The sequence below is a fragment of the Saccharopolyspora gloriosae genome (assembly GCF_014203325.1).
In the GTDB taxonomy this organism is placed as follows: domain Bacteria; phylum Actinomycetota; class Actinomycetes; order Mycobacteriales; family Pseudonocardiaceae; genus Saccharopolyspora_C; species Saccharopolyspora_C gloriosae.
Map to the genome: position 1 here is coordinate 6,009,979 of NZ_JACHIV010000001.1, position 13,218 is coordinate 6,023,196.

Consider the following 13,218-nt stretch of genomic DNA (forward strand, 5'->3'; position numbering starts at 1 on the left):
GTCGTCTTCTCGCTGCGGGATCTTTTTCCCAAGTGGCTCCGCCACGAGGGAAAAAGCTGTCCTCGCGAGAAGACGACGGAGAACCCGCGGCGGTGCCGGTTGCGTGCTGGGTCACTGCTCAGCGGCTTCGCCGCTGACAGGACGATGGTCGTCTGAGCGGCTGGGCGGCGGCTGCGGGGGTACGTCGTCAGTAGAGGTGGCGTTGTTCTGCTCCTACCTTGATGTGGAGCAGGTGGGGGCCTTGGGTGAGCGTGGTCAGGGCCTCGGTTAGCTCCGCGGGGGTGCTGATCGTGGTGGCGGGGCAGCCGAGGCTGCGGGCGAGGGCGGCGAAGTCCGTGCCGCCCAGCTCGACGCCGGGCAGCTTGCGCCCGCCGCCGGCCTCGCCGAGCACGGCGACCGCCGCGTAGCGGGCGTTGTCCAGGATCGCGAACGTGACCGGGGCCTGCTCGCGCACCGCCGACCACACGGCCTGGATGCCGTACATGCTGGAGCCGTCGCCGAGCAGCGCCAGCACCGGCCGCGACGAACCGCCGATCGCCGCCCCGACCGCGGCGCCGATGCCGTAGCCCAGCGCCCCGGAGGCGCAGGCGAAGAAACCGCCGTCCCGCGAGGTGATCGGGAAGTGGTCGTGCAGGTCGTTGCGGTGGCTCGGCGCCTCCTCGACCACCACCGCGTCGGCGGGCCACGCCGCGCGGAGCTCGGCGAGCACGTAGGCGGCGCTCAGCGGCGTGCTCGCCGCCGGGCGCGGCGGCCCGGCCGCCCGCGCGGGCTCGACGCGCTCTCCCGGTGAGCCGGGGCCGACGAGTTCGGCGACGCCGCGGACCGCGTGCGCCACGGTGCCCAGCACTCCCCTGCCGCGCCGGGCGCGGGCGAGCACCTCGGGATCGTCGTGCACGAGGAACATCTCCGGCAGTTCGGCCTCCGCCTCGCCCCGGTAGACGTGGTAGGTGAACGCGGGCGCACCCCACACCACGACGAGGTCGTGGGCCGCGAGCTCGGCGGCCAGCAGGCGCCGCTCCGGCTGCAGGAAACCGGCGAACCGCGGGTGGTCCTCGGGGAACGAGCAGCGCGGCGACAGCGGCGCCGTCCACACCGCGGCCCGGGTGCGCTCGGCGAGCTCCACCAGCTCCGGCACCACCCCGTCGTGGTCGACGGCCGGTCCGACGACGAAGGCCGGGCGCTCGCTGCCGTCCAGCGCGGCGGCCAGCTCCGCGACCGCGTCCGGATCCGGCGCGGGACCGGGGGTGACCGGGCGCGGCGGGACGTCGGAGGCCGGCCGGTCCCAGTCGTCGGCGGGGATGGAGACGAACACCGGGCCCTGCGGCGGGGTCATCGCCACCTGGTGCGCGCGGGCGATCGCGGCGGGCACGTCGGCCGCGCTCGCCGGCTCGTAGCTGAACTTCACGTACGGCTTCGGGAAGGTCGCCGCGTCCGTCGCGCCGAGGAACGGCTCGTCGAACACCAGCGTCCGGGTCTGCTGCCCGGCAGTGACGATCATCGGGGTGCGGTTGCGGTAGGCGGTGAACACGGCGCCCAGGGCGTGCCCGACCCCGCCCGCCGAGTGCAGGTTCACCAGCACCGGGGCCCGCCGCACCTGCGCGTACCCGTCGGCCATCGCGACCACCACGGACTCCTGCAGGCCCAGCACGTAGCGGAAGTCGTCCGGCCAGTCGGTGAGGAAGGGGACCTCGGTGGTGCCGGGATTGCCGAACACGGTGGTCAGCCCCAGCCCGCGCAGCAGTTCCCGCGTGACGTCCCGGACCGTCCGCTCACCCATTACCGACCTCCCGAATCGACTCCCGGATCACCCCAGCACACCCCGCACGCGCCGGTCCACCGGACGAGATCACCGCAGCAGCTCGAAGCAGAACGTCTTCGGCGGGTCGTCGAACACGGCGTAGTTCTCGGCGTCGGCCGGGCAGACCGCTTCGCCCGCGGTGCTGTCGGCGGCCACGACGATCTCGACGGTGGCCGCCGGATCGCCGCACGGGACCTTGGTGTCGATGCCCATCGGGATCGAGATGCCCGCGCTGTTCGCGCCCGGGACCTTCTGGCAGTCGCCGGTGGTCACGTCCGGGATCAGGCACAGCCTGGTGGAGCCCTGGGTGATCTCGGAGTAGTCGCCGTCGCAGCTGTCGTGGTTCCGCTTCGCCTGGACGACCCGGTGGTCGGAGTCCGCGGTTCCGCAGGCGGTGGTCTCGAACGCGAGGTCGTCCTGGGAGTCGTCGGTGATGGCCACGCACTCGCCGACCTCCGGGATGCCGCCGCTCATGCCCGCGAAGGACCGGCCGACGGTGAGCAGGACGCCGATGAGGAGGAACCCGGCGCAGCCGAGCACGCCGCCGAGCACGCCGCGCTTCTTCTTCGGCGGCTGAGCAGGCTGTTGTGGACCAACGGGGTCCGCCTGGGGATAACCCTGTGGACAACTCTGCTGTCCGTGGTCCACTTGTGGATAGCTCGGGGCCTGCTCCCCCGGCTGCACTCCGAGCTGCCCGGCGGCCACTCGCTGGTACCCCAGCTGGCCGTGGCCCGGTTGCCGCGGCGTGCCCAGCGGGAACGACCCCTGCGACGGCGCTGCCGGGAGTCCCGCCGGCGGCCCCCACCGCGTCGGCCGCCCCGGCGACTGCCGAGGATGCCCCGGTGGGTACTGACCTTGCGGCGGAACGCTCACGGCATCTCCTAAATGATCTACGTGCCGAGCGGGAAACCTAGCCGACCGCCACCTCGGCCAGTCCGGAAACCCGCGAATCGTTCCCAGAACCACCCCGTTCCGCCACCGGGTGGCCACTCAGCGGGAGCACGGTCGGACCGAACGCGACCAGTGGAATACTGGAGGACGGTCCGGCCGTTGTTCCGCACGCCGATCACCTGCGCAAAGAGTCGTCCAGCCCGAGGAGCCGCACCCGTGACCGACGGACCGCTCATCGTCCAGTCCGACAAGACCCTGCTGCTCGAAGTCGACCACGCCCAGGCCGACGAGGCCCGCAGCTCCATCGCGCCGTTCGCCGAGCTGGAACGCGCCCCCGAACACGTGCACACCTACCGGATCACCCCGCTGGCGCTGTGGAACGCGCGCGCCGCGGGGCACGACGCCGAGCAGGTCGTGGACGGCCTCGTCCGCTTCTCCCGCTACCCCGTGCCGCAGCCGCTGCTGGTGGACATCGTCGAGACGATGGGCCGGTTCGGCCGGCTGCAGCTCGCCCAGGACCCGGCGCACGGGCTGGTGCTGATCTCGCTGGACCGGGCGGTGCTCGAAGAGATCCTGCGCAACAAGAAGATCATCCCGATGCTCGGCGCCCGCATCGACGACGACACCGTGGCCGTGCACCCCAGCGAGCGCGGCAGGCTCAAGCAGCTGCTGCTCAAGATCGGCTGGCCCGCCGAGGACCTCGCGGGCTACGTCGACGGCGAGGCGCACCCCATCGAACTCGCCGAGGACGGCTGGAGCCTGCGCGACTACCAGCGCCAAGCCGTGCAGTCGTTCTGGGCGGGCGGCTCCGGCGTGGTCGTGCTGCCCTGCGGCGCGGGCAAGACCCTCGTCGGCGCCGCCGCGATGGCCGAAGCGGGCGCGACCACGCTGATCCTCGTCACCAACACCGTCGCGGGCAGGCAGTGGAAGCGGGAGCTGATCGAACGCACCTCGCTCACCGAGGAGGAGATCGGCGAGTACTCCGGCGAGAAGAAGGAGATCCGCCCGGTCACCATCGCCACCTACCAGGTGATCACCCGCAAGTCGAAGGGCGAGTACAAGCACCTGGAGCTGTTCGACTCCCGCGACTGGGGCCTCGTCGTCTACGACGAAGTGCACCTGCTGCCCGCCCCCGTGTTCCGGATGACCGCCGACCTCCAGTCCCGCCGCCGCCTCGGCCTCACCGCCACCCTGGTGCGCGAGGACGGCCGCGAAGGCGACGTGTTCTCGCTGATCGGCCCGAAGCGCTTCGACGCGCCGTGGAAGGACATCGAGTCCCAGGGCTGGATCGCCCCCGCCGACTGCGTCGAGGTCCGGGTCACGCTCACCGACAACGAACGGCTCCAGTACGCGACCTCCGAAGCCGAGGAGCGCTACAAGGTGTGCTCCACCGCGCGCACCAAAGCCCCGGTCGTGCGCGCCATCCTCGACCAGCACCCCGGTGAGCCGGCGCTGGTCATCGGCGCCTACCTGGAGCAGCTGCACGAGCTCGGCGAAGCGCTCGACGCCCCGATCATCGAAGGCTCGACGAAGAACAAGGAACGCGAGAAGCTGTTCGACGCCTTCCGCAACGGCGAGATCAGCAGGCTCGTCGTGTCGAAGGTGGCGAACTTCTCCATCGACCTGCCGGAGGCGTCGGTGGCGGTGCAGGTCTCCGGCACCTTCGGATCCCGCCAGGAGGAGGCGCAGCGGCTGGGCCGGTTGCTGCGGCCGAAGACCGAACGCAAGCAGGCGCACTTCTACTCGGTCGTCTCCCGCGACACACTGGACACCGACTACGCGGCGCACCGGCAGCGGTTCCTCGCCGAGCAGGGCTACGCCTACCGCATCGTGGACGCCGACGACCTGCTCGGACCGGCCCTGCCCGATGTCGGCTGAGCCGCACCCGCGCCCGCGCGACGCGGGACCCGAATTCGGTTGCGGCACCCGCCGCCACGACGCAGGAGCGAGGTCGTATTTTCGTGGTCGTCGGTGAAACCACCCGTGCCTCAGACGGCACCGGTTACCGTTGCGACAGCACACGCAGCACTGGAGATCGGATGACCACCGAGAAGCACAACACCGCGATGGGTGGTGCACACCGGTTCATCGGGCTGGCGGAGAACCTCGAACGTCACGCGGGCACCCCCACGGCCGCGGAGCCGCCCAACGTGCGCGGCGAGAACCGCGGCTACGGGCTGGTGTTCTTCCACCTGGAGCAGTACCACCTGAGCACCGTGATCAGCTCGGGTCTGCGGTTCCAGCCGCTGGGCGCGGACCCGGCGCAGGAGCTGGCGTGCACCGTCTACAAGGAGCAGGCGGAAGCGGCCCGGCACCTGGTGGACGTGACGTCCGAACTGCTGGTGCAGAGCGGCACGCACCTCGTGCCGGACCAGATCGTGCCGAACGAGAACCCGCTGCTGCCGGACACCGAGTTCTACGGCGTCCTGGCCAGCGGCCACCCGCTGTTCCCACCGGAGTTCACCCGGTTCACCGATCCCGACGGCACCGAGCAGCTGCAGGTGTACACGCTGCTGCCGGTGACCCTGGGCGAGCTGAACTACATCCTCGACAACGGGGTGACCGCGCTGCGCCAGCAGTGGGCCCGCTTCGAGGTCGACGTGTTCGACCTGGGCCGCCCCAGCGTCGCCTGACGCCGCGCGGAACCCGATCGCACCGGCCTCCCGCGCGGGGGCCGGCGCTTCGCGTCGTGCGCCCCACGACGTCCTGGCACGCACCTCCCGCGTCCGCTCGGGTCCGCGGGAAGGCCGCTCCGGCGAGACGATGACGCGGGCACCCGAATTCGGGAGGAACGCCGTGGTGACGGCCGAGCCGGAAGGACCAGACATGACCGCGAACGGGTCGACGATCAGCTTGGCCGAGCTCGACGCGGTCCGCGTGTACGGCCTACCCATGCGCACCCGGTTCCGCGGCATCACCCGCAGGCAGGGCGTGCTGCTCGGCGGCCCGGCCGGGTGGGGCGAGTTCTGCCCGTTCGAGGACTACGACGACGCCGCGTCCGTGCCCTGGCTGGCCGCGGCGCTGGAAGCCTGCGCCGGTGACTGGCCGGAACCGGTGCGCGACCAGGTGCCGGTGAACTGCACGGTGCCCGCCGTGGACGCCGCGAAGGCGCACGCGATCGTCGCCGCCTCCGGCTGCACCACGGCGAAGGTCAAGGTCGCCGAACGCTCCCAGACCCCCGCCGACGACGTCGAACGCGTCGCCGCCGTCCGGGACGCGCTGGGGCCGACCGGGGCGATCCGGGTGGACGCGAACGCCGCCTGGGACGTGGACACCGCCATCGCCCGCATCGCCGAGCTGGACCGGGCCGCGGGCGGCCTCGAATACGTGGAGCAGCCCAGCCCGACCATCGAGGACCTCGCCGCGGTGCGCCGCAAGGTGCAGGTGCGCATCGCCGCCGACGAGTCCATCCGCCGCGCCGAGGACCCGCTGAAGGTCGCCGTCGCCGAGGCCGCCGACGTCGCCGTGCTCAAGGCGGCCCCGCTGGGCGGGGTGCGGCGCGCGCTGCGAGTCGCGGAGGCGTGCGGGCTGCCGTGCGTGGTGTCCTCCGCCGTGGAGACCAGCGTGGGTCTCGCCGCGCAGCTCGCGCTGGCCGGGGCGCTGCCGGAGCTGCCCTTCGCGTGCGGGCTGGGGACCATGTCGCTGCTGGACGGGGACGTGGTCAGCGACTCGCTGGTGCCGCGCGCGGGCGTGCTGCCGGTGCCGCGGCGCGCTCCGCTGCCGGACCCGGCGCGGGTCGCCGCCGCCACCCCCGGCGCCGAGGACCAGCGCCGCTGGCTAGACCGCCTGGTCCGCGTGCACACCCTCCTCACCACCCGCTGACCCACCCGGTTCGAAGTGAGCGGACCGTTCGTCCAATCCCGTTGGACGAACAGTCCGCTCACGCAACCACCCCACTCGACCGGCGAGCAGTCGACCCAGATGAAGTGAACGGACCGCCTGCCCAATCCCGTTGGACGAACGGTCCGTTCACTCGAACCCGCCTCGCGAGCGCTACGCCCCTGGGAGCAGTGGTTCACCGAGTGAACGGACCATCTGTCCGAACCCGTTGGACGAACGGTCCGTTCACTCCCTTCGGGTCGGGGTGGTGGGCGGGATGGTTGGGTGGAAGCATGACCGGCTCCGCGCAGTCCCTGCCCCACCTGGTCCGCTGCTGGCAGCGCGGCTGGGGCGTGGCGTGCGGCCTGGCTCCGGCGGATGAGGCGGACGGGGCGCTGCACGTGCTGTCCGGCAAGCCGGGCCGCCACCTGGAGAGCCTCGTGCTCGACGCCGACGGGGACCCCGGGGCGCTGCGCGCGCTCGCCGCGCAGGTCGCCGGTTCACCGCACCCGGACTGGCTGACGGTGCCGACGACGGCGCCGCGCGAGGTGGCGGAGGTGCTGGGCGAGGAAGGGCTCCGGCTCGCCGCCGAGCAGGAGCACTTCATGACGATCGACCTGCGCGAACACCCGGACCTCCCGGTCGCCGCCCCGTACGCGGTGTCGCTGGACCGGGACGGGCCGATCCTCGACATCCGGATCGTCGACGAGCACGACCGTCCCGCCGCCCACGGCGTCATGGTGGTGCTGGACGGGGTGGCCGTGGCGCACAACATCGCCACCTACCGCACGCACCGGCGGCGCGGCCTCGGCGGCGCGGTGATGAGCTCGCTCGTGCGCGCGGCGATCGGACTCGGAGCGGAAACGGGCCTGCTCACCGCCAGCAGGCAGGGCCGACACCTCTACACGGCGCTGGGCTGGGCGAACCGCGCGGGAGTCGTCAGCGCGGGCACGCGCGAACCCCGCAGGTGACCCCGCGCCTCACGCGCGACGGCGGCGGAGGCGGCGCAGCAGGAGTCCCACGACGAGCACGGCGGCGGCGACGGGCAGCGCGCGCTTGAGCACCGGGGTGCCCGCGGCGCCCAGCAGGTCGATGGCCTCGTCGTTCGGCACGGTGCCACCGGTGATCACCGAGTCGGCGCGCTCGGCGGGGCGCTGGGCGGCGGTGGTGGAGGAGGCCACCGCGTCGGCGGATCCGGCCCGCTCCGAGGCGGGCGAAGTGACCCGCCACGCGGGAGTGCGGCCGACCCGCGCGGCCTTCGCCGCGGCGGACGCCTCGGCCGCCGCGGTCGGGTGCTCGCCGTTCGTCGGCTGCCCGGCGGTGGACTTCGCGGACGTGGCGTCCTTCGCGTCACCGGCCGCCTCACCGGACTTGGCCGCTTCACCGGACTTCGCGGTCTCGCCCGGCTTCGCGGCGCCGCCGGTCGTGCCGGACTTCGCCGCCGGACCCGACCCGGTCGCGCCCGCGGCGCCGGTGTCCTCGCCGGTGAGGCTCCGGGCCAGGTTGCCCGCGAACTGGTTCAGGATCTTGCCGCCCACCTCGGACATCAGCCCGCGCCCGAGCTGAGCCGGTTTGCCCGTCACCTTCAGATCCGTGTCGACCTGCGCCGAGGTGCTGTCCCCGTCCGCGGTGAGCGTGACGGTGACGGTGGCCGCCGCGGTGCCGTTGCCGCGGGAGTCCTTGCCGCTGGCGTCGATGACGACCCGGCGCCCCGCCTCGTCGACCTCCTTGAACGAGCCGGTCCCCTTGTACAGCAAGGAGATCGGGCCCAGCTTCACCTTCACCGAACCGGCGAAGTCGTTGCCCTCGGCGCTGCTGAGGGTGGCGCCGGGCATGCACGGGGCGACCCGCTCGGGGTCGATGATCGCCGGCCACGCCACGTCGACCGGGACCGGAACGGTGAAGTGGTGCTGCATCTGCACGGGACAAGTCCTCCTGGTAGATCGCCGCACGGTGTGCGGGGCGAAGCTCCGCGGGCGTGCGCGCCGGATGCGCACGGCGACGTGGCCCCGACCGGCGACCACCCGCGCCAGTCTCCCCGCGCACGCCGCCGTGCACCAGGGAGGCCGGTGCGCCGCAGGACGCACCGACCCGTCCATTCCTACACCCCGGCGGCGGCGGACACCGCGCGCCCGGTGAGCACCTCGGCGAGGTGCTCCCGGTAGTCCACGTCGGCGCTCGCGTCGGCGGTGGGGCTGGTGCCGTCGGCGGCGTGCCGGGCTGCCTGCCTGATCGCGTCCGCGGTGGCCGGGGCTCCGACCAGCGCCCGTTCCACGCCGGAAGCGCGGATCGGGGTGGCGGCCATGTTGGTGAGCCCGACGCGCGCCTCGGCGATGGTGCCGCCGTCGACTCGGACGGCGGCGGCGACACCGACCATCGACCAGGCCTGGGCGACCCGGTTGAACTTCTCGTAGTGCGCCGACCAGCCCGTCCACTTCGGCAGCCGCACCTCCACCAGCAGTTCGTCCGGTTCGAGGGCGGTGGTGAAGAAGTCCACGAAGAACTCGGCGGCGGGCACCGCGCGGCGCCCGCCGGGTCCGGCGAGCACCATCTCGGCGTCCAGCACCAGCGCGGGCGCGGGCAGGTCCCCGGCCGGGTCCGCGTGCGCGAGCGACCCGCCGAACGTGCCGCGGTGGCGCACCTGCGGGTCGGCGACGGTGCGGGTGGCCAGTTCGAGCAGCGGCAGGTGCTCGTGGACCAGCGGGTCGCGGGTGATCTCGTGGTGGGTGGTCATGGCGCCGATGGCGATGCGGTCGCCGTCGGCGCGGACGCCGCGCAGCTCCGGGATCTTGCCCACGTCGACGACGAGCTGCGGGTCGGCGAGCCGCATCCGCAGCACCGGCAGCAGGCTCTGCCCGCCGCCGAGCACCTTGGCCTCGTCACCGGCCTGCTGCAGCGCCAGCACCGCCTCTTCCACTGTGGACGGTGCGACGTAGTCGAATGCCGCCGGGATCATCGGGTCCCTCCCTGAGTCATCGAACCCATGCCGCCACCGGATTCCGGCGCGGTGGCACCGGAAGCGCGCGCCCCGGTGATCGCCCGCCACACCCGCTGCGGCGAGCAGGGCATCTCCACGTCGGTCACGCCGAACGGCCGCAGCGCGTCCACCACCGCGTTGACCACCGCCGGGGTGGAGGCGATCGTGCCCGCCTCCCCGACGCCCTTCACGCCCAGCGCGTTCGACGTCGCCCGCGTCTCGGTGCGGTCGGTGGCGTACTCCGGCAGGTCCACCGCGGACGGCACCAGGTAGTCCGCGAGCGTCGCCGTGGTGAGCGTGCCGCCCTCGTCGTGGACGGCTTCTTCGAACAGCGCCTGCGCGATGCCCTGCGCGAGCCCGCCGTGCACCTGGCCCTCCACGATGAGCGGGTTCACGACCGCGCCCACGTCGTCCACGCACGCGTACTTCCGGATCCGCACCCGACCGGTCTCGGTGTCCACTTCGACCGCGCACAGGTGGGTGCCGTGCGGGAACGAGAAGTTCTCCGGGTCGAAGGTCGCGTCGGCGTCCAAGCTGGGCTCCACGCCCTCCGGGAGGTCGTGGGCTGCGAACGCGGCCAGCGCCACCTCGCCCAGCGCCGTGGCCCGGTCGGTGCCGCGCACGCCGAACCGGCCCTCGGTGAACTCGACGTCGTCCTCGGCGCACTCCATCAGGTGCGCGGCGATCTTGCGGGCCTTGTCGATCACCTTGTCGGCGGCGGCGACCACCGCCATGCCGCCGACGGCCAGCGACCGCGAACCGTAGGTGTCCAGGCCCTTCGGCGAGCTCTGCGTGTCGCCGTGCAGCACCGCGACGTCCTCGAACGGAACGCCCATCCGGTCGGCGACGATCTGGCTCCACGCCGTCTCGTGGCCTTGGCCGTGCGGTGAGACGCCGGTGACGACCTCGACCTTGCCGGTGGGCAGCACCCGGATCGCCGCGTGCTCCCAGCCGCCCGCGCCGTAGGACAGCGAACCGAGCACGCGGGACGGGGCGAGCCCGCACATCTCGGTGAACGTGGAGATCCCGATGCCCAGCCGCACCGTCGCGCCGCGCCGCGCGCGTTCCGCCTGCTCCGCGCGCAGCTCGTCGTAGCCCAGCAGCCGCATCGCCTTGTCGGTGGCCGCCGCGTAGTCGCCCGAGTCGTAGGTGAGCCCGGAGACCGTGTCGAACGGGAACTCGTCGCGCTCGATCCAGTTCTTGCGGCGCAGCTCCATCGGGTCCATGCCGAGTTCGGCGGCGAGCTCGTCCATCATCCGCTCGATGCCGAACGTGGCCTCCGGCCGGCCCGCGCCGCGGTAGGCGTCGGTGGGTGTCTTGTTGGTGAACACGTTCGTGCAGCTGAAGCGGTAGGCGGGGAACTTGTAGATCCCGTTGAACATGAACGCGCCCAGGATCGGCACGCCGGGCGTGACGAGCCGCAGGTAGGCGCCCATGTCGGCCAGCAGCTCCACCTTCAGCCCGGTGACGGTGCCGTCCCGGCGGGCCGACAGCGACAGCCGCTGCACCTGGTCGCGGCCGTGGTGGGCGGCGACCATCGTCTCGGAGCGCGTCTCCGTCCACTTCACCGGCACGCCGAGCCTGCGGGCCAGCAGGAACGCGATGATCTCCTCCGGCGTCACCTGGAGCTTGCCGCCGAACCCACCGCCCACGTCGGGCGCGATGACGCGGACCTGGTGCTCCGGGACGCCCAGCGTCATCGCCAGCATCAGCCGCAGGATGTGCGGCACCTGGGTGGCCGACCACATCGTGAACTGCTCACCGGTCGGGTCCACGACGACCGAGCGGGGTTCCATGAACGCGGGGATCAGCCGCTGCTGGCGGAACGTGCGGTCCACCCGCACTTCCGCGTCGGCCAGCGCGCGTTCCACGTCGCCACCGGTGCCCGCCTCGGCGGAGTCGAAGGTCCAGGTGGCGCTGCGGTTCGTGCCGAGTTCTTCGTGCACCAGCGGGGAATCCGCAGCAGCGGCGGCGGTGATGTCGAGGACGACGGGCAGGTCGTCGTAGTCCACGTCGATCGCGTCCAGCGCGTCGCGCGCCTCCGCTGCGCTGCGGGCGGCGACGACGGCGACGGCCTCACCGGCGAAGTGCACCGCGTCGACCGCCAGCGACGGTGCCTGCGGGGCCAGCATGTCCTCGGTGATGGGCCACGCGCACGGCAGGCTGCCCTGCTCGTCGGCGAGGTCCCGGCCGGTGAGGACGGCGCGGACTCCGGGCATCCGGCGGGCGCGTTCGGTGTCGATCGAGGCGATCCGGGCGTGCGCTGCGGGGCTGCGCAGCACGGCGAGGTGCAGCATGCCCGGCAGCACCATGTTGTCGGTCCAGCGAGTGCGACCGGTGATCAGCCGGGCGTCCTCCTTGCGCTTGCGGGGGCGGCCGAGTTCCGGCTCCGCAGTGGCGGTCATGGGCGCGTCACCTCCGCCTGCTGCTCGCCGGTGCGCTGCCGCGGGGTGTCGTCGGTGTGCTCCATCGGTGGTCCGGCTCCCGGCTGCATCCGCTGCGCCGCGTCGCGGACGGCCCGGACGATGTTCTGGTAGCCGGTGCAGCGGCAGAGGTTGCCTTCGAGTCCTTCGCGGACCTGCTGGTCGTCCGGGTCCGGTGTTTCGGCGAGCAGGTCCAGCGACTGCATGATCATGCCGGGCGTGCAGAACCCGCATTGCAGCGCGTGGTTGTCGTGGAACGCCTGCTGCATCGGGTGCAGCTCGCCGTCGCGGGCGAGCCCTTCGATCGTGGTGATGTCGTGGCCGTCGGCTTGGACCGCCAGCACGGAACAGGATTTGACGCTGTGCCCGTCCATGTGGACGGTGCAGGCTCCGCAGTTGCTGGTGTCGCAGCCGACGACGGTGCCGACCTTGCCGAGCCGTTCGCGGAGGTGCTGGACGAGCAGTGTGCGGGGTTCGACGTCGTCGGTGTAGTCGGTGCCGTCGACGTTGACGGTGATGCGCGGCATCGGGCCTCCAGAGGACGGGCCGCGGGAGCGCGGGCGTTCGGGAACACGATGACCCCGTTCGAGTGACGGGCGTCACGTCCCCGAGCCTGCTACGCCGCCCCGCCGCAGGCAACCCGGTTCCCATGGCCGGGTGATCCCCGCTCGCCGAGATCTCGACGCGCGCACCGGCCGTTGATCCGCCGACCTCGGCGAACCCGTCAGAAGAGAACGTTCTCCGGCGTCGGCTGGAGGGTGCCAACCCGGAGGCTCCGGACCGGCAGGCGCGGGTAGGGATCACCGGCACCTTCGACCGTGGTCGGCGACTTCCCGGTCATGTCCGCCGGAGTCGCATCGAAGCCGACGGCGGTGAAATCGGTGTCGCCGTACTCGACGCGCACCCCGGAGTAGGCGGTCCCGCCCGGTTCGAGCTGCTGGTCGGCCACCGGCGGGGCGGGGACTTCGACGTAGCCGGTCGGCACCTCGATCGGCGTGCCCTTCGCCGTCACGGGCGTCAAGCGCACCCAGCCGCCGAGCAGGCAGCGCTCCTCGGAGGTGTTGCGCAGTTCCAGCAGGAACGAGCCGGGATCGGCCTGGGCCCGCAAGGTGACCGCGAAGTCCTCACCCGAGCAGTTCGACGCGGAAACGTCCCGCGGAGCAGGGTCCACCGTTGCGGTCGCGGCGGCCTGACCGGTCCCCGTGGTCAGCAGCGCCCCGGCGCACAGTGCCAGGGCAGCGGTGGTGAAGCTCCGCATTCGTCCGTCCCCTCTCGGAAGTCTTTCGCGTGCATTCCTTCCGAGGGACGCG

General features: G+C 72.6%; 11 protein-coding genes. 4 read left to right on the forward strand and 7 right to left on the reverse strand.

Annotation, left to right across the window (positions count from 1 at the left end; genetic code table 11):
* Nucleotides 1-187: 187 nt before the first annotated feature.
* A complete protein-coding gene (gene mdlC / locus BJ969_RS26090) occupies nt 188-1,777 on the reverse strand; it encodes a benzoylformate decarboxylase (protein ID WP_184483322.1) in 1,590 nt (529 codons plus the stop codon).
* Between the two features lie 69 nt (nt 1,778-1,846).
* Entirely contained in the window at nt 1,847-2,671 is an 825-nt protein-coding gene (locus BJ969_RS26095; protein ID WP_184483324.1) for an LppU/SCO3897 family protein, read from the reverse strand.
* 234 nt (nt 2,672-2,905) lie between these two features.
* Between BJ969_RS26095 and BJ969_RS26100 the strand changes: the two genes are divergently transcribed.
* The 4 genes from BJ969_RS26100 to BJ969_RS26115 all read left to right on the forward strand — a co-directional run bounded on the left by BJ969_RS26100 (nt 2,906) and on the right by BJ969_RS26115 (nt 7,479).
* Entirely contained in the window at nt 2,906-4,567 is a 1,662-nt protein-coding gene (locus BJ969_RS26100) for a DNA repair helicase XPB (protein ID WP_184483326.1), read from the forward strand.
* Between the two features lie 161 nt (nt 4,568-4,728).
* Nucleotides 4,729-5,322: a suppressor of fused domain protein gene (locus BJ969_RS26105; RefSeq protein ID WP_184483328.1), complete on the forward strand. Its 594-nt coding sequence runs from the start codon at nt 4,729-4,731 to the stop codon at nt 5,320-5,322.
* Nucleotides 5,323-5,515: 193 nt separating this feature from the next.
* Nucleotides 5,516-6,511, forward strand: coding sequence for an o-succinylbenzoate synthase (locus tag BJ969_RS26110; RefSeq protein WP_184483330.1), 996 nt, complete (start codon nt 5,516-5,518; stop codon nt 6,509-6,511).
* A 290-nt stretch (nt 6,512-6,801) separates the two neighbouring features.
* On the forward strand, nt 6,802-7,479 hold the full coding sequence (locus BJ969_RS26115; protein ID WP_184483332.1) for a GNAT family N-acetyltransferase: 678 nt from the start codon (nt 6,802-6,804) through the stop codon (nt 7,477-7,479).
* A 9-nt stretch (nt 7,480-7,488) separates the two neighbouring features.
* On the opposite strand, the gene BJ969_RS26120 is transcribed toward BJ969_RS26115, so the two are convergent.
* The 5 genes from BJ969_RS26120 to BJ969_RS26140 all read right to left on the reverse strand — a co-directional run bounded on the left by BJ969_RS26120 (nt 7,489) and on the right by BJ969_RS26140 (nt 13,166).
* Nucleotides 7,489-8,424, reverse strand: coding sequence for an SRPBCC domain-containing protein (locus BJ969_RS26120; protein WP_221316874.1), 936 nt, complete (start codon nt 8,422-8,424; stop codon nt 7,489-7,491).
* Between the two features lie 185 nt (nt 8,425-8,609).
* On the reverse strand, nt 8,610-9,464 hold the full coding sequence (locus BJ969_RS26125; protein WP_184483336.1) for an FAD binding domain-containing protein: 855 nt from the start codon (nt 9,462-9,464) through the stop codon (nt 8,610-8,612).
* Complete coding sequence (locus BJ969_RS26130) at nt 9,461-11,890, reverse strand: xanthine dehydrogenase family protein molybdopterin-binding subunit (RefSeq protein WP_184483338.1); 2,430 nt, start codon at nt 11,888-11,890, stop codon at nt 9,461-9,463. The genes BJ969_RS26125 and BJ969_RS26130 overlap by 4 nt, the downstream gene beginning before the upstream one ends.
* A complete protein-coding gene (locus BJ969_RS26135; protein ID WP_184483340.1) occupies nt 11,887-12,435 on the reverse strand; it encodes a (2Fe-2S)-binding protein in 549 nt (182 codons plus the stop codon). The genes BJ969_RS26130 and BJ969_RS26135 overlap by 4 nt, the downstream gene beginning before the upstream one ends.
* Before the next feature lie 197 nt (nt 12,436-12,632).
* Nucleotides 12,633-13,166 (reverse strand): DUF4232 domain-containing protein, encoded by a 534-nt coding sequence (locus BJ969_RS26140; protein WP_184483342.1) that lies wholly within the window; start codon nt 13,164-13,166, stop codon nt 12,633-12,635.
* Between the last annotated feature and the right edge of the window lie 52 nt (nt 13,167-13,218).